The organism is Salmonella sp. SAL04213 (genome assembly GCF_046550535.1).
GTDB lineage: Bacteria > Pseudomonadota > Gammaproteobacteria > Enterobacterales > Enterobacteriaceae > Salmonella > Salmonella enterica.
The window spans coordinates 492,661-509,545 of record NZ_JBGDXS010000003.1; the positions used below are offsets into that span (position 1 = coordinate 492,661).

The following is a 16,885-nucleotide window of genomic DNA, read 5'->3' on the forward strand; positions in this document are numbered from 1 at the left end:
TAGCCGTGGTTTTACACGGCTTTTTTGTGGATACACAAAATCATTCAGGACGCATCGGGACGGCAGGCGAATACGTTCCCGGCGTGCGCAGACAGCGCACGACAGGGGCGATAATGCGCAGCCATCCGCGAAGCGGACCGAAGAGAATGTGTATAAAGGCTTCAGTATTCCTGAGTACCGCTAAATCCTTTCAGGGACAAAAAACGCGTTATGTTGTCTGCAACTCAACCAGTAAGCGAAAATTTGCCAGCGCATGGCTGCCGTCATGTTGCAATAATTATGGATGGCAATGGTCGCTGGGCGAAAAAGCAAGGGAAGATCCGGGCCTTTGGGCATAAAGCCGGAGCGAAGTCCGTCCGGCGAGCGGTCTCTTTTGCTGCCAATAACGGTATTGATGCGTTAACGCTGTATGCCTTTAGTAGTGAAAACTGGAACCGACCGGCGCAGGAAGTGAGCGCGTTAATGGAGCTGTTTGTGTGGGCGCTGGATAGCGAAGTCAAAAGCCTGCACCGCCATAACGTTCGCCTGCGTATTATCGGCGATATCAGTCGATTCAACTCACGTTTACAAGAACGTATTCGCAAATCAGAAGCGCTTACCGCCCATAATACGGGTCTAACGCTGAATATTGCTGCGAATTACGGCGGACGTTGGGATATTGTCCAGGGAGTCCGACAACTGGCGGAACAGGTGCAGGCTGGAGTGCTGCGCCCCGATCAGATTGATGAAGAGAGACTAGGCCAGCAAATCTGTATGCATGAGCTGGCGCCTGTGGATTTAGTAATTAGGACTGGGGGAGAGCATCGCATTAGTAACTTTTTGCTTTGGCAAATTGCCTATGCCGAACTTTACTTTACGGATGTTCTTTGGCCCGATTTCGATGAACAAGACTTTGAAGGTGCGCTGCATGCCTTTGCTAATCGAGAGCGTCGTTTCGGCGGTACCGAGCCTGGTGATGACAAAGCCTGATGGGGGTTGCTTTTGCTGAAGTATCGCCTGATTTCTGCTTTTGTGTTAATACCCGCGGTCATCGCTGCGCTTTTTTTATTGCCGCCGGTGGGGTTCGCTATTATTACGCTGGTTGTCTGTATGCTGGCCGCGTGGGAATGGGGACAGTTAAGCGGTTTCGCCGCGCGTTCACAGCGGGTTTGGCTGGCGGTGCTGTGTGGTCTGTTATTGGCGCTGATGCTATTTTTGTTGCCTGAGTATCATCACAACATTCGTCAACCGCTGGTTGAGATGTCGCTTTGGGCATCGTTAGGATGGTGGGTTGTCGCGCTACTGCTGGTGCTATTTTATCCCGGTTCGGCGGCAATCTGGCGCAACTCAAAAACATTGCGTCTCATTTTCGGTTTGTTAACTATTGTGCCATTTTTCTGGGGCATGCTGGCGCTGCGCGCCTGGCACTATGACGAGAATCATTACAGTGGCGCAATATGGCTACTCTATGTCATGATCCTGGTCTGGGGAGCGGACTCTGGCGCGTACATGTTTGGTAAATTATTTGGCAAACATAAGCTGGCGCCGAAGGTTTCCCCGGGTAAAACCTGGCAAGGGTTTATCGGCGGGCTTGCTACGGCTGCCGTGATCTCATGGGGTTACGGTATGTGGGCGAATCTGAATGTTGCGCCTGTTATCTTGCTGATTTGCTCTGTGGTGGCGGCTCTGGCTTCTGTACTGGGCGACCTCACCGAGAGTATGTTTAAGCGCGAAGCAGGAATTAAGGATAGCGGCCACTTGATTCCAGGCCATGGCGGCATTCTGGACCGAATTGACAGCCTGACGGCTGCCGTACCGGTCTTTGCTTGCCTGTTGTTACTGGTGTTCAGGACGCTCTAACGGAAGGTTTTATGCTGAGTATTCTCTGGAATCTGGCTGCATTCATCATCGCACTGGGCGTGCTGATCACTGTGCATGAATTTGGTCATTTCTGGGTTGCCCGGCGCTGCGGTGTGCGAGTTGAGCGCTTTTCCATCGGTTTTGGCAAAGCGCTCTGGCGTCGTACCGATCGGTACGGCACCGAGTATGTCATCGCCCTGATCCCGCTGGGCGGCTACGTCAAAATGCTGGATGAACGCGCCGAACCGGTAGCGCCGGAATTGCGTCGTCACGCCTTCAATAACAAAACGGTGGGCCAGCGCGCCGCAATTATTGCCGCAGGTCCGGTTGCGAACTTCATTTTTGCTATCTTTGCTTACTGGCTGGTCTTTATCATCGGCGTCCCTGGCGTTCGTCCGGTCATTGGCGAAATAACGCCCAACTCGATTGCTGCGCAGGCGCAAATTGCGCCTGGTACGGAACTTAAAGCCGTTGATGGTATCGAAACCCCTGATTGGGATGCCGTGCGTTTACAACTGGTGTCCAAAATTGGCGATCAGCAGACGACGGTGAGCGTCGCGCCGTTTGGTAGCGACCAGCGGCAGGACAAAACGCTTGATTTACGTCACTGGGCATTTGAGCCTGATAAGCAAGATCCTGTATCTTCTTTAGGGATTCGGCCCCGCGGGCCACAGATTGAACCAGTACTGTCAGAAGTGCAGGCGAATTCCGCAGCCAGTAAAGCGGGTTTGCAAGCGGGCGACAGGATCGTTAAAGTCGATGGTCAGCCGTTAACGCAGTGGATGAAATTCGTGACGTTTGTACGCGATAATCCCGGTAAGCCGTTAGCGTTAGAGATTGAAAGGCAGGGGAGCGCCTTGTCGTTGACGTTAACGCCGGATACGAAATCGGTTAACGGAAAGGCGGAAGGGTTTGCAGGCGTGGTGCCTAAAATTATTCCTCTGCCGGAAGAGTACAAGACTATACGCCAGTATGGGCCTTTTAGCGCCATCCTCGAAGCCACGGATAAGACGTGGCAGTTGATGAAGCTGACGGTCAGTATGCTGGGTAAATTGATAACCGGTGATGTGAAACTGAACAACCTCAGTGGGCCGATTTCTATCGCTCAGGGGGCTGGGATGTCAGCGGAGTTCGGGGTGATTTATTACCTGATGTTCCTTGCGCTAATCAGCGTGAACTTAGGGATAATCAACCTGTTTCCGCTGCCCGTTCTTGACGGGGGTCATCTGCTGTTCCTGGCGATTGAAAAGCTTAAGGGCGGGCCGGTATCCGAGCGGGTTCAAGACTTTAGTTATCGCATTGGCTCGATTTTGCTGGTGTTGTTAATGGGGCTTGCACTTTTCAATGATTTCTCTCGGTTGTAAGAGAGTTAGTTAGGAAGAACGCATAATAACGATGGCGATGAAAAAGTTGCTCATAGCGTCGCTGCTGTTCAGCAGCGCCACCGTATACGGTGCTGAAGGGTTCGTAGTGAAGGACATTCATTTCGAAGGCCTGCAGCGAGTCGCCGTTGGTGCGGCTCTCCTCAGTATGCCGGTGCGCACAGGCGACACGGTTAATGATGAAGATATCAGTAACACCATTCGCGCTCTGTTCGCCACCGGCAACTTTGAGGACGTCCGCGTCCTGCGCGATGGTAATACCCTTCTGGTTCAGGTAAAAGAACGTCCGACCATTGCCAGCATCACTTTCTCCGGGAACAAGTCGGTGAAAGATGACATGCTCAAGCAAAACCTCGAAGCGTCTGGCGTACGTGTTGGCGAGTCTCTGGATCGCACCACGCTGTCTGATATCGAAAAAGGTCTGGAAGACTTTTACTATAGCGTAGGTAAATACAGCGCCAGCGTTAAGGCGGTCGTCACGCCGCTACCGCGCAACCGTGTTGATCTTAAACTGGTGTTCCAGGAGGGCGTATCGGCGAAGATCCAACAGATCAACATCGTCGGTAACCATGCCTTTAGCACCGAAGAACTCATTTCTCATTTCCAGTTGCGTGACGAAGTGCCGTGGTGGAACGTCGTCGGCGATCGTAAATACCAGAAACAGAAGTTGGCGGGCGACCTTGAAACCTTGCGCAGCTACTATCTGGATCGCGGCTACGCGCGTTTCAATATTGACTCCACGCAAGTGAGTCTGACGCCGGATAAGAAAGGGATCTACATCACCGTCAATATCACCGAAGGCGATCAGTACAAGCTTTCCGGGGTTCAGGTGAGCGGTAACCTGGCCGGACATTCCGCTGAAATTGAGAACCTGACGAAAATTGAACCGGGCGAGCTCTATAACGGCACCAAAGTGACCAAAATGGAAGATGACATCAAAAAGCTTCTGGGTCGCTATGGTTACGCCTATCCGCGCGTGCAGTCACAGCCTGAAATTAACGATGCTGACAAAACCGTAAAACTGCGCGTGAACGTCGATGCGGGCAACCGTTTCTACGTGCGTAAGATCCGCTTTGAAGGCAACGACACCTCAAAAGATTCCGTTCTGCGCCGTGAAATGCGCCAGATGGAAGGGGCGTGGCTGGGCAGCGACTTGGTTGACCAGGGGAAAGAGCGTCTGAACCGTCTCGGCTTCTTTGAAACCGTCGACACCGACACGCAGCGCGTTCCGGGTAGCCCGGATCAGGTTGATGTGGTGTACAAGGTGAAAGAGCGCAACACCGGTAGCTTTAACTTCGGTATCGGTTACGGTACAGAAAGCGGCGTTAGCTTCCAGGCTGGCGTTCAGCAGGACAACTGGTTAGGTACCGGTTATTCCGTGGGGATTAACGGTACCAAAAACGACTACCAGACCTATAGCGAACTGTCCGTTACTAACCCATACTTTACCGTTGACGGCGTGAGCCTCGGTGGTCGTATCTTCTATAACGACTTCCAGGCGGACGATGCAGACCTGTCCGACTATACCAACAAGAGCTACGGTACGGACGTGACGCTTGGCTTCCCCATCAACGAGTACAACACGTTGCGTGCTGGTTTAGGGTATGTGCATAACTCCCTGTCCAATATGGAACCGCAGGTTGCAATGTGGCGTTATCTGGCATCAATGGGTCAGTATCCGAGTACTAATGATCAGGATAATAGTTTTAGCACTGATGACTTCACCTTTAACTACGGCTGGACCTACAACAAACTAGACCGTGGTTACTTCCCGACGGAAGGTACGCGTATCAACCTGACGGGTAAGGTGACGATTCCGGGATCGGATAACGAATACTATAAAGCGACGTTGGATACCGCGACCTATGTACCGATCGATAACGATCATAAGTGGGTCATTCTGGGCCGTACCCGCTTTGGTTATGGCGATGGTTTAGGCGGTAAAGAAATGCCGTTCTATGAGAACTTCTATGCCGGTGGTTCCAGTACCGTTCGTGGCTTCCAGTCCAATACCATTGGTCCTAAGGCGGTCTATTATCCCTATAACCCTAAAAATTACGATGCTGATGAAGACTACGATTGCGCGACGCAGGACGGCGCAAAAGATATGTGTAAGTCGGATGATGCGGTAGGGGGGAACGCGATGGCGGTCGCCAGCCTGGAATTTATCACGCCGACGCCGTTTATCAGCGAGAAATATGCTAATTCGGTCCGTACTTCTTTCTTCTGGGATATGGGGACCGTCTGGGATACTAACTGGGATTCCAGCCAGTATTCTGGTTATCCGGACTACAGCGATCCGAGCAACATCCGTATGTCCGCGGGTATCGCATTACAATGGATGTCCCCATTGGGGCCGTTGGTCTTCTCCTACGCCCAGCCGTTTAAAAAGTACGATGGAGACAAAGCCGAGCAGTTCCAGTTTAACATTGGTAAAACCTGGTAATTGTTCACTGCAAAGGAATGCATTGGTAGTGTAGCGATGACTTTTGGCGATGCCCCCAGGGATCGCCAGGCCACGCAAAGAGCTGTACCTTCGGGTGCAAATGGGATGGTAAGGAGTTTATTGTGAAAAAGTGGTTATTAGCTGCAGGTCTTGGTTTGGCGATGGTAACGTCCGCACAGGCTGCTGACAAAATTGCAATCGTCAACATGGGTAATCTGTTCCAACAGGTTGCGCAGAAGACGGGTGTATCCAATACACTGGAAAACGAATTTAAAGGCCGTGCGGCTGAACTGCAAAAAATGGAAACCGATCTGCAATCTAAAATGCAGCGTCTGCAATCCATGAAAGCAGGTAGCGATCGTACTAAGCTGGAAAAAGACGTGATGTCTCAGCGCCAGACTTTCGCGCAAAAAGCGCAGGCTTTTGAGAAAGATCGCGCTCGTCGTTCCAACGAAGAACGCAACAAACTGGTGACTCGTATCCAGACTGCGGTGAAAAAAGTGGCTAACGACCAGAGTATCGATCTGGTGGTAGACGCAAACACCGTTGCTTACAACAGCAGCGATGTGAAAGACATCACCGCTGACGTACTGAAACAGGTTAAATAAGTAATGCCTTCAATTCGACTGGCTGACTTAGCAGAACAGTTGGATGCAGAATTACACGGTGATGGCGATATCGTCATCACCGGCGTTGCGTCCATGCAATCTGCAACAACAGGCCACATTACGTTTATGGTAAATCCTAAGTACCGTGAACACTTAGGTTTATGCCAGGCTTCTGCGGTTGTCATGACGCAGGACGATCTTCCTTTTGCCAAGAGCGCGGCGCTGGTAGTTAAAAATCCCTACCTGACCTACGCGCGCATGGCGCAAATTTTAGATACTACGCCGCAGCCCGCGCAGAATATCGCGCCAAGCGCCGTGATTGATGCGACGGCAACGCTGGGTAGCAATGTTTCAGTCGGCGCGAATGCGGTGATTGAATCTGGCGTACAACTGGGCGATAACGTGGTTATCGGCGCAGGCTGTTTCGTCGGAAAAAATAGCAAAATCGGGGCGGGTTCACGCTTGTGGGCGAACGTAACGATTTACCACGACATTCAGATCGGTGAGAATTGCCTGATCCAGTCCAGTACGGTGATCGGCGCGGACGGTTTTGGCTACGCTAACGATCGTGGCAACTGGGTGAAGATCCCACAACTGGGCCGGGTCATTATTGGCGATCGTGTCGAGATCGGCGCTTGTACCACCATTGACCGTGGCGCGTTGGATGATACTGTTATTGGCAATGGCGTGATTATTGATAATCAGTGCCAGATTGCACATAACGTCGTGATTGGCGACAATACGGCAGTTGCCGGTGGCGTCATTATGGCGGGTAGCCTGAAGATTGGCCGTTACTGCATGATTGGCGGCGCCAGCGTGATCAATGGGCATATGGAAATATGCGACAAAGTCACGGTAACTGGCATGGGTATGGTGATGCGTCCCATCACGGAACCGGGCGTCTACTCCTCAGGCATTCCGCTGCAACCCAACAAAGTATGGCGTAAAACTGCTGCACTGGTGATGAACATTGATGATATGAGCAAGCGTCTCAAAGCGATTGAGCGCAAGGTTAATCAACAAGACTAACGTTCCGCCTTGTAGTTGCCATTCTTTTCCGGCCTGTCACATTCATACGATTGCGGCAGGCCGTGTTATTATTGCCTTTTTGTATATTTGGACAGGAAGAGTATTTTGACTACTAACACTCATACTCTGCAGATTGAAGAGATTTTAGAGCTTCTGCCGCACCGTTTTCCGTTTTTACTGGTCGATCGCGTGCTGGACTTTGAAGAAGGTCGTTTTCTGCGTGCGGTGAAAAATGTCTCCGTCAACGAGCCGTTTTTCCAGGGACACTTCCCGGGCAAACCGATTTTGCCAGGCGTGCTGATTCTGGAAGCGATGGCGCAGGCAACCGGTATTCTGGCGTTTAAAAGCGTTGGTAAACTGGAACCTGGCGAACTGTATTATTTCGCGGGTATTGATGAAGCGCGCTTTAAGCGTCCGGTGGTGCCAGGCGATCAGATGATCATGGAAGTCACTTTCGAGAAAACGCGCCGTGGCCTGACCCGCTTTAAAGGGGTTGCGCTGGTCGACGGTAAAGTTGTGTGCGAAGCAACCATGATGTGTGCTCGTAGCCGGGAGGCCTGATTCGTGATTGATAAATCCGCCTTTATTCATCCTACCGCCATTGTGGAAGACGGCGCTGTAATTGGCGCTAATGCCCACATTGGTCCCTTTTGTATTGTTGGGCCGCAGGTCGAAATTGGTGAGGGAACCGTACTGAAGTCTCATGTGGTCGTGAATGGTCAAACCAAAATCGGCCGCGACAACGAGATTTATCAGTTTGCCTCCATCGGTGAAGTGAACCAGGATCTGAAATATGCGGGTGAGCCGACCCGTGTGGAAATTGGCGATCGTAACCGCATCCGCGAAAGCGTCACCATTCATCGTGGTACAGTGCAGGGCGGTGGGTTGACGAAGGTGGGTAGCGATAACCTGCTGATGATCAATGCGCATGTCGCACATGATTGTACGGTAGGTAATCGCTGTATCCTCGCCAACAACGCCACGCTGGCGGGGCACGTATCAGTCGATGATTTTGCGATCATCGGCGGTATGACGGCAGTTCATCAATTCTGCATTATCGGTGCGCATGTGATGGTCGGCGGCTGCTCCGGCGTGGCGCAGGATGTCCCTCCGTATGTGATTGCGCAGGGTAACCATGCGACGCCGTTCGGGGTAAATATCGAAGGGCTGAAGCGTCGCGGCTTTAGCCGTGAAGGGCTGGTGGCGATTCGTAATGCCTACAAACTGTTGTACCGCAGTGGTAAAACGCTCGACGAAGCGAAGCTGGAAATCGCTGAACTTGCTGAAAAGCATCCGGAGGTGAAGGCGTTTACCGAGTTCTTTGAGCGTTCAACGCGCGGTCCGATTCGTTAATGGCGGCACAGCGTCCTTTAACGATTGCCCTGGTCGCCGGTGAAACGTCCGGCGATATTCTTGGCGCAGGCTTAATTCGTGCGCTGAAAGCGCGCGTACCCAACGCCCGCTTTGTGGGCGTTGCGGGGCCGCGTATGCAGGCCGAAGGGTGTGAAGCCTGGTACGAAATGGAAGAGCTGGCGGTCATGGGCATTGTTGAAGTGCTCGGACGTTTACGCCGTTTGTTGCATATCCGCGCCGATCTGACCCGCCGTTTTACCGAACTCAAGCCCGATGTCTTTGTCGGGATTGACGCCCCTGATTTCAATATTACCCTCGAAGGTAATCTGAAAAAACAAGGGATTAAGACCATTCATTATGTCAGCCCGTCCGTTTGGGCCTGGCGACAGAAACGCGTTTTCAAAATAGGCAGATCCACCCATATGGTGCTGGCTTTTCTGCCTTTCGAAAAAGCGTTTTACGATAAATTTAACGTCCCGTGCCGCTTTATCGGTCACACCATGGCGGATGCCATGCCGCTGGACCCGGATAAAAATGCGGCGCGCGACGTGCTGGGTATCCCGCATGACGCCCATTGTCTGGCGCTACTGCCAGGCAGCCGTGGCGCGGAAGTGGAAATGCTCAGCGCCGACTTCCTGAAAACCGCGCAATTGCTGCGACAGCGCTATCCCGATCTGGAAGTGGTCGTGCCGCTGGTAAACGCGAAACGCCGCGAGCAGTTTGAAACAATTAAAGCGGAGGTTGCGCCGGATCTCGCCGTTCATTTGCTGGACGGCATGGCGCGCGAGGCGATGATCGCCAGCGACGCGGCTCTGCTGGCCTCGGGTACGGCGGCGCTGGAGTGTATGCTGGCAAAATGCCCGATGGTCGTGGGATATCGTATGAAGCCCTTCACTTTCTGGCTGGCGAAACGTCTGGTGAAAACGGAGTATGTGTCTTTGCCTAACCTGCTGGCGGGAAGGGAATTAGTCAAAGAGCTGTTGCAGGAAGAGTGCGAACCGCAAAAACTCGCCGAAGCGCTGTTGCCGCTACTGGCGAACGGTAAAACCAGCCATGCGATGCACGACACCTTCCGTGAACTGCATCAGCAGATCCGCTGTAATGCCGATGAGCAGGCGGCAGATGCCGTCCTGGAGTTAGCGCAATGATCGAATTTGTTTATCCACACACCCATTTAGTGGCGGGTGTGGATGAAGTGGGCCGTGGCCCGCTGGTGGGCGCCGTAGTGACCGCCGCCGTGATCCTCGATCCGGCTCGTCCGATCGTCGGTCTGAATGATTCCAAAAAATTGTCTGAAAAGCGTCGTCTGTCATTGTATGACGAGATTAAAGAAAAGGCGTTAAGCTGGAGTCTGGGACGCGCAGAAGCGCATGAAATTGATGAGCTGAATATTTTGCACGCCACAATGCTCGCCATGCAGCGCGCTGTCGCTGGTCTGCATATTGCGCCAGAATATGTGCTGATCGACGGCAATCGCTGTCCGGAACTGCCTGTGCCGTCAATGGCCGTGGTGAAAGGCGACAGCCGCGTGGCGGAGATTAGCGCGGCGTCTATTCTGGCGAAAGTCACCCGCGATGCAGAAATGGCGGCGCTGGATATCGTTTTTCCTCAGTATGGCTTTGCGCAGCACAAAGGCTATCCAACCGCTTTTCATCTGGAAAAGTTGGCACAGTATGGCGCGACGGCGCACCACCGACGCAGTTTTGCGCCTGTTAAACGCGCTCTGGGACTTGTGTCCTGATTCTTGTATCGAGAAATCTGAAGATGTCTGAACCACGTTTCGTTCACCTGCGGGTGCACAGCGACTACTCTATGATCGATGGGCTGGCGAAGACCGGGCCGCTGGTGAAAAAGGCGGCCTCATTAGGTATGCCTGCGCTGGCGATCACCGATTTTACCAACCTCTGCGGTCTGGTGAAGTTCTACGGAGCGGGTCATGGCGCGGGCATTAAACCCATCGTCGGGGCGGACTTTAATGTTCACAACGAACTGCTGGGAGATGAGCTGACTCATCTGACGGTACTGGCGGCGAATAATACGGGATACCAGAACCTGACGTTGCTGATCTCGAAAGCGTATCAGCGCGGCTACGGCGCGGCAGGCCCGATTATCGAGCGCGACTGGCTGGTAGAGCTTAAAGAAGGTTTGATCCTGATTTCCGGCGGACGCATGGGCGACGTAGGCCGCTGTCTGCTACGCGGCAACCAGGCGCTGGTGGAGGAGTGCGTTGCTTTCTATGAAACGCATTTTCCCGATCGCTACTTTCTGGAACTGATCCGCACCGGCAGACAGGATGAAGAGACCTATCTCCATGCTGCGGTTGAACTGGCTGAGGCACGTGGTTTGCCGGTTGTTGCGACAAACGATGTCCGTTTCCTTGAAAGCGATGATTTTGACGCCCATGAGATTCGTGTCGCGATCCACGACGGTTTCACCCTCGACGATCCTAAACGTCCACGCAATTATTCACCGCAGCAGTATATGCGCAGTGAAGAAGAAATGTGCGAGCTGTTCTCCGATATTCCGGAGGCGCTGGAAAATACGGTGGAGATTGCCAAACGCTGCAACGTAACGGTGCGTCTGGGTGAATATTTCCTGCCGCAGTTCCCGACCGGCGATATGACCACCGAAGATTATCTGGTCAAAAAAGCGAAAGAGGGGCTGGAAGAGCGTCTGGCTTTCCTGTTTCCGGACGAAGAAGAGCGCAAAAAGCGTCGCCCGGAATATGACGAGCGTCTGGATATTGAACTACAGGTTATCAACCAGATGGGGTTCCCTGGCTACTTCCTCATCGTGATGGAGTTTATCCAGTGGTCAAAAGATAACGGCGTGCCGGTAGGGCCGGGACGTGGTTCCGGGGCTGGTTCGCTGGTGGCCTACGCGCTGAAAATTACCGACCTTGATCCGCTGGAGTTTGACCTGCTGTTCGAACGTTTCCTGAACCCGGAACGTGTCTCGATGCCTGACTTCGACGTTGACTTCTGTATGGAGAAACGCGACCAGGTGATTGAGCACGTCGCAGACATGTACGGGCGTGATGCGGTATCGCAGATTATCACCTTCGGTACGATGGCGGCGAAAGCCGTTATCCGCGATGTGGGCCGCGTGCTGGGGCATCCGTACGGTTTTGTGGATCGTATCTCGAAGCTGGTGCCGCCCGATCCGGGCATGACGCTGGCAAAAGCCTTTGAAGCGGAACCGCAACTGCCGGAAATTTACGAGGCGGACGAAGAGGTCAAAGCGCTGATCGATATGGCGCGTAAGCTCGAAGGTGTCACGCGTAACGCCGGTAAGCACGCTGGCGGCGTGGTCATCGCGCCGACCAAAATTACCGACTTTGCGCCGCTGTACTGCGATGAAGAGGGCAAGCATCCGGTTACCCAGTTTGATAAAAGCGACGTGGAATATGCCGGGCTGGTGAAGTTCGACTTCCTCGGTTTGCGTACGCTGACCATCATCAACTGGGCGCTGGAGATGATCAACAAGCGGCGCGAGAAAAACGGCGAGCCGCCGCTGGATATCGCCGCCATTCCGCTGGACGATAAAAAAAGCTTCGACATGCTGCAGCGCTCGGAAACCACGGCGGTCTTCCAGCTTGAATCGCGCGGCATGAAAGATCTGATCAAACGTCTGCAGCCAGACTGCTTTGAAGATATGATCGCACTGGTGGCCCTGTTCCGTCCCGGCCCGTTGCAGTCAGGGATGGTAGATAACTTTATCGACCGTAAGCACGGTCGTGAAGAACTCTCTTACCCGGACGTTCAGTGGCAGCATGAAAGCCTGAAGCCGGTACTGGAGCCGACCTACGGCATCATTCTGTATCAGGAACAGGTGATGCAGATTGCCCAGGTACTTTCCGGGTATACTCTCGGCGGCGCGGATATGCTGCGTCGTGCGATGGGTAAGAAAAAGCCGGAAGAGATGGCCAAACAGCGTTCCGTTTTTGAAGAGGGCGCGAAAAAGAACGGTATCGACGGCGAACTGGCGATGAAAATCTTTGACCTGGTGGAGAAATTCGCCGGTTACGGGTTTAACAAATCGCACTCCGCCGCTTATGCGCTGGTTTCTTACCAGACGCTATGGCTAAAGGCGCACTATCCGGCTGAATTTATGGCGGCGGTGATGACTGCCGATATGGATAACACCGAGAAGGTCGTCGGCTTGGTGGACGAGTGCTGGCGGATGGGACTGAAAATTCTGCCGCCGGATATTAACTCCGGATTGTACCATTTCCACGTTAATGATGAGGGCGAGATCGTCTACGGTATCGGCGCGATCAAAGGCGTCGGCGAAGGGCCGATCGAAGCGATCATCGACGCGCGTAATCAGGGCGGCTATTTCCGCGAGCTGTTTGATCTGTGCGCGCGGACCGACACCAAAAAGCTCAACCGCCGGGTGCTGGAAAAGCTGATCATGTCCGGGGCGTTCGACCGCCTGGGGCCGCACCGCGCCGCGCTGATGAACTCATTGGGCGCTGCGCTGAAAGCCGCCGACCAGCACGCCAAAGCGGAAGCTATCGGTCAGGCGGATATGTTCGGCGTACTGGCGGAAGAGCCGGAGCAAATCGAGCAATCCTATGCCAGCTGCCAGCCGTGGCCGGAGCAGGTAGTGTTAGATGGGGAACGTGAAACGTTGGGGCTGTACCTGACGGGCCACCCCATCAATCAGTATTTAAAAGAAATTGAGCGCTATGTCGGCGGGGTAAGGCTCAAAGACATGCATCCGACAGAACGTGGTAAAGTCACCACGGCTGCGGGGCTCGTGATTGCCGCAAGGGTTATGGTCACCAAGCGTGGCAATCGTATCGGCATCTGTACGCTGGATGACCGTTCCGGGCGTCTGGAAGTGATGTTATTTACCGACGCGCTGGATAAATACCAGCAGTTGCTGGAAAAAGACCGCATACTTATCGTCAGCGGACAGGTCAGCTTTGATGACTTCAGCGGGGGGCTTAAAATGACCGCCCGCGAAGTGATGGATATTGACGAAGCTCGCGAAAAATACGCTCGCGGGCTTGCTATCTCGCTGACGGACAGGCAAATTGATGACCAGCTTTTAAACCGACTCCGTCAGTCTCTGGAACCCCACCGCTCGGGGACCATTCCAGTACATCTCTACTATCAGAGGGCGGATGCGCGTGCGCGGCTGCGTTTTGGCGCAACGTGGCGTGTCTCTCCGAGCGATCGTTTACTTAACGATCTGCGTGGCCTCATTGGTTCGGAGCAGGTGGAACTGGAGTTTGACTAATACAGGAATACTATGAGTCTGAATTTCCTTGATTTTGAACAGCCGATAGCAGAGCTGGAAGCGAAAATCGATTCTCTGACTGCGGTAAGCCGCCAGGATGAGAAACTGGATATTAATATCGATGAAGAAGTCCATCGCCTGCGCGAAAAAAGCGTAGAACTGACGCGCAAAATCTTCGCCGATCTCGGCGCATGGCAGGTAGCCCAACTGGCGCGCCATCCGCAGCGTCCGTACACCCTGGATTATGTTCGTCTGGCGTTTGATGAGTTTGATGAGCTGGCGGGCGATCGCGCCTATGCTGATGACAAAGCCATCGTCGGCGGTATCGCGCGTCTGGAAGGGCGGCCGGTGATGATCATTGGTCATCAGAAAGGTCGTGAAACCAAAGAAAAAATTCGTCGTAACTTTGGCATGCCAGCGCCGGAAGGCTACCGCAAAGCGCTGCGCCTGATGGAAATGGCTGAACGCTTCAACATGCCGATTATCACCTTCATCGACACTCCGGGCGCATACCCTGGCGTGGGCGCGGAAGAGCGTGGTCAGTCTGAAGCTATCGCCCGCAACCTGCGTGAGATGTCTCGTCTGAACGTACCGGTCATCTGCACCGTGATTGGCGAAGGCGGCTCCGGCGGCGCATTGGCGATTGGCGTGGGTGATAAAGTGAATATGCTGCAATACAGCACCTATTCCGTTATCTCCCCGGAAGGTTGCGCCTCTATTTTGTGGAAGAGCGCCGACAAAGCGCCATTGGCTGCTGAAGCGATGGGCATCATCGCGCCGCGTCTGAAAGAGCTGAAGCTCATCGATTCCATCATTCCGGAGCCGCTGGGCGGCGCGCACCGTAATCCGGAAGCGATGGCGGCGTCGCTAAAAGCGCAGCTGCTGGAAGATTTAGCCGATCTCGATGTGTTAAGCACCGATGATTTAAAAAACCGTCGTTACCAGCGTTTGATGAGCTACGGTTACGCCTAATCATTTACCTCATTTTTCCCAGGAGGCCGGATAATCCGGCCTCTTTTTTTTGGACGAGGAAAAATGAGACGCCGATGAGTTGATGTGATTAAACGCAACGGCATGTTCTCCCTGACACTGTAGCAACTGCCAGGCGTGTGGCCAGGGCAGGCAGTGAACTACCCTTCAAGGAGAAAATTATGGGATTGCAAAAAACACTGGCGCTCAGCGCCGTGGCGGCAGGAATCATGTTGAGCTTATCCGGTGCGCAGGCCGCGCCGCTGCTTAGCAGTAGTGAGCCAATGACCATCAACGCCAGCGATCTGGCGGCGAAAGAGAAAGCGCTGACGGATTTTCCGTTAATGGAGGCAGTGAAATCCTCTATCCAGACGTTGAATAACAGCGCGGTCGAACAAATCGAACCGGGGCGCGCCGCTAACCCGGCAAACGTAAAACGCGTTGAAAGTATTCTGAAAGAGGCCGACTGGGATTATCTGTTCCCGATGCGCGCGCCGGAATACACTTACTCTAACTTCCTGAAAGCGATAGGTAAATTCCCGGCGGTTTGTGGTACCTACACCGATGGACGCGATAGCGACGCTATCTGCCGTAAAACCCTGGCTACTATGTTTGCGCATTTTGCCCAGGAGACGGGCGGTCACGAAAGCTGGCGTGACATTCCGGAATGGCGTCAGGCGCTGGTCTATCTGCGCGAAGTCGGCTGGACAGAAGGGCAGAAAGGCGGCTACAACGGCGAATGTAACCCGGATGTATGGCAGGGCCAGACCTGGCCGTGCGGTAAAGATAAGGACGGCGATTTCCTCAGCTATTTTGGTCGCGGGGCAAAACAGCTTTCTTATAACTACAACTATGGGCCTTTCTCTGACGCGATGTATGGCGACGTTCGCCCTCTGCTGGATAAACCCGAGCTGGTGGCGGATACCTGGATGAACCTGGCGAGCGCCGTCTTCTTCTTTGTGTACCCGCAGCCGCCGAAGCCGTCTATGCTACATGTGATTGACGGTACCTGGCAGCCAAACGATCGCGATAAAGCAAACGGCCTGGTATCAGGTTTCGGCGTCACTATTCAGATCATCAATGGCGGCGTGGAGTGCGGCGGCGCAGATGAGAATGCGCAGTCGCTTAACCGTATCGCCTACTACAAAGAGTTTGCCAACTACCTGAAAGTGCCGGTGCCGGCTGACGAAGTGTTGGGCTGTAAAAAGATGAAGCAGTTCGATGAAGGCGGCGCTGGCGCGTTACCGATCTATTGGGAACAAGACTGGGGCTGGAGCGCCGATACTGCGGACGGTAAAACCTATTCCTGCCAGTTAGTTGGATATCAGACGCCGTATACCGCCTTTAAAGAGGGCGACTACACGAAATGTGTACAACATTATTTCAACGTTAATGTCGTCGATGATAACGGAACCACTGAACCGGATGTCACGCCAACTCCGGCGCCAGTGACGGATGAAAACGTGGCGCCAGTCGCGCGCATTGCCGGGCCGGTCGGGGCGGTGGAAGCCGGTAGCCAGGTTTCACTCAGCGCGGAAGGATCGACCGACGCGAATGGCGACAAGCTCACCTATACCTGGATGTCGCAGGATGGCAAAACGCTGAGCGGCCAGGATAAAGCCGTTGTGATTTTCAACGCGCCGGATGTCACTCAGAACACCCAGTATGTGGTGAATCTGACCGTTAGCGACGGTACGCTCTCCAGTACAGCGGTTTATACGCTGAATGTGAAAGCGAAGGCCGCCGCTGCGGATGACGAAGATAAGACCACCAGCTACCCTGCCTGGAGCAGCAGCCAGAAATGGAATCCGGGCGACATCGTCAACAGTAATGGCGCATTGTACCAGTGCAAACCGTTCCCGGAAGGCTCATGGTGTAATGTTGCGCCTGCCTACTATGAGCCCGGCGTAGGGATTGCCTGGGCCGATGCATGGAACGCATTGTAATAAGATAAATCCTGTCGGTGCTTTGCATCGGCAGGATTGTTACTATGCTTATCTCAGGTTTTTTCA

General features: G+C 53.6%; 13 protein-coding genes. All 13 read left to right on the plus strand.

Annotated elements, in window-relative coordinates; translation table 11 throughout:
- The first annotated feature begins 210 nt into the window (after positions 1 to 210).
- The 13 genes from ispU to ACLJPQ_RS11795 all read left to right on the plus strand — a co-directional run bounded on the left by ispU (position 211) and on the right by ACLJPQ_RS11795 (position 16,819).
- Complete coding sequence (gene ispU, locus ACLJPQ_RS11735) at positions 211 to 969, plus strand: (2E,6E)-farnesyl-diphosphate-specific ditrans,polycis-undecaprenyl-diphosphate synthase (protein ID WP_000947413.1); 759 nt, start codon at positions 211 to 213, stop codon at positions 967 to 969.
- Positions 970 to 981: 12 nt separating this feature from the next.
- A complete protein-coding gene (gene cdsA / locus ACLJPQ_RS11740) occupies positions 982 to 1,839 on the plus strand; it encodes a phosphatidate cytidylyltransferase (protein ID WP_000922422.1) in 858 nt (285 codons plus the stop codon).
- 11 nt (positions 1,840 to 1,850) lie between these two features.
- The gene (gene rseP / locus ACLJPQ_RS11745; RefSeq protein ID WP_000949017.1) at positions 1,851 to 3,203 is read left to right on the plus strand and encodes a sigma E protease regulator RseP; all 1,353 of its coding nucleotides are present in this window, start codon (positions 1,851 to 1,853) and stop codon (positions 3,201 to 3,203) included.
- 31 nt (positions 3,204 to 3,234) lie between these two features.
- Positions 3,235 to 5,667, plus strand: coding sequence for an outer membrane protein assembly factor BamA (bamA, locus tag ACLJPQ_RS11750; protein ID WP_001240936.1), 2,433 nt, complete (start codon positions 3,235 to 3,237; stop codon positions 5,665 to 5,667).
- A 122-nt stretch (positions 5,668 to 5,789) separates the two neighbouring features.
- Positions 5,790 to 6,275, plus strand: a complete 486-nt coding sequence (gene skp, locus ACLJPQ_RS11755; RefSeq protein ID WP_000758966.1) for a molecular chaperone Skp — start codon at positions 5,790 to 5,792, stop codon at positions 6,273 to 6,275.
- Between the two features lie 3 nt (positions 6,276 to 6,278).
- On the plus strand, positions 6,279 to 7,304 hold the full coding sequence (lpxD, locus tag ACLJPQ_RS11760) for a UDP-3-O-(3-hydroxymyristoyl)glucosamine N-acyltransferase (protein ID WP_001139265.1): 1,026 nt from the start codon (positions 6,279 to 6,281) through the stop codon (positions 7,302 to 7,304).
- Positions 7,305 to 7,409: 105 nt separating this feature from the next.
- Entirely contained in the window at positions 7,410 to 7,865 is a 456-nt protein-coding gene (gene fabZ, locus ACLJPQ_RS11765) for a 3-hydroxyacyl-ACP dehydratase FabZ (RefSeq protein WP_000210741.1), read from the plus strand.
- A gap of 3 nt (positions 7,866 to 7,868) precedes the next feature.
- Complete coding sequence (lpxA, locus tag ACLJPQ_RS11770; protein WP_000565950.1) at positions 7,869 to 8,657, plus strand: acyl-ACP--UDP-N-acetylglucosamine O-acyltransferase; 789 nt, start codon at positions 7,869 to 7,871, stop codon at positions 8,655 to 8,657.
- Positions 8,657 to 9,805 carry a lipid-A-disaccharide synthase gene (gene lpxB / locus ACLJPQ_RS11775; RefSeq protein ID WP_000741221.1) on the plus strand — a complete coding sequence of 383 codons (1,149 nt, stop codon included), beginning with the start codon at positions 8,657 to 8,659 and terminating at the stop codon, positions 9,803 to 9,805. Before lpxA ends, lpxB begins: the two co-directional genes overlap by 1 nt.
- Entirely contained in the window at positions 9,802 to 10,398 is a 597-nt protein-coding gene (rnhB, locus tag ACLJPQ_RS11780) for a ribonuclease HII (protein ID WP_000569412.1), read from the plus strand. Before lpxB ends, rnhB begins: the two co-directional genes overlap by 4 nt.
- Positions 10,399 to 10,421: 23 nt before the next feature.
- Positions 10,422 to 13,904, plus strand: a complete 3,483-nt coding sequence (dnaE, locus tag ACLJPQ_RS11785; protein ID WP_001294816.1) for a DNA polymerase III subunit alpha — start codon at positions 10,422 to 10,424, stop codon at positions 13,902 to 13,904.
- Positions 13,905 to 13,916: 12 nt separating this feature from the next.
- Complete coding sequence (gene accA, locus ACLJPQ_RS11790) at positions 13,917 to 14,876, plus strand: acetyl-CoA carboxylase carboxyl transferase subunit alpha (protein WP_000055753.1); 960 nt, start codon at positions 13,917 to 13,919, stop codon at positions 14,874 to 14,876.
- 179 nt (positions 14,877 to 15,055) lie between these two features.
- Positions 15,056 to 16,819 carry a chitinase gene (locus ACLJPQ_RS11795; RefSeq protein WP_080184972.1) on the plus strand — a complete coding sequence of 588 codons (1,764 nt, stop codon included), beginning with the start codon at positions 15,056 to 15,058 and terminating at the stop codon, positions 16,817 to 16,819.
- The last annotated feature ends 66 nt before the right edge of the window (positions 16,820 to 16,885 follow it).

What these genes read in the sequence shown, in the direction of transcription:
- ispU (WP_000947413.1), top strand. Translation starts at nt 211, where the DNA reads ATGTTGTCTGCAACTCAACCAGTAAGCGAAAATTTGCCAGCGCATGGC.
- rseP (WP_000949017.1), top strand. Translation starts at nt 1,851, where the DNA reads ATGCTGAGTATTCTCTGGAATCTGGCTGCATTCATCATCGCACTGGGC.
- bamA (WP_001240936.1), top strand. Translation starts at nt 3,235, where the DNA reads ATGGCGATGAAAAAGTTGCTCATAGCGTCGCTGCTGTTCAGCAGCGCC.
- lpxD (WP_001139265.1), top strand. Translation starts at nt 6,279, where the DNA reads ATGCCTTCAATTCGACTGGCTGACTTAGCAGAACAGTTGGATGCAGAA.
- lpxB (WP_000741221.1), top strand. Translation starts at nt 8,657, where the DNA reads ATGGCGGCACAGCGTCCTTTAACGATTGCCCTGGTCGCCGGTGAAACG.
- rnhB (WP_000569412.1), top strand. Translation starts at nt 9,802, where the DNA reads ATGATCGAATTTGTTTATCCACACACCCATTTAGTGGCGGGTGTGGAT.
- dnaE (WP_001294816.1), top strand. Translation starts at nt 10,422, where the DNA reads ATGTCTGAACCACGTTTCGTTCACCTGCGGGTGCACAGCGACTACTCT.
- accA (WP_000055753.1), top strand. Translation starts at nt 13,917, where the DNA reads ATGAGTCTGAATTTCCTTGATTTTGAACAGCCGATAGCAGAGCTGGAA.
- ACLJPQ_RS11795 (WP_080184972.1), top strand. Translation starts at nt 15,056, where the DNA reads ATGGGATTGCAAAAAACACTGGCGCTCAGCGCCGTGGCGGCAGGAATC.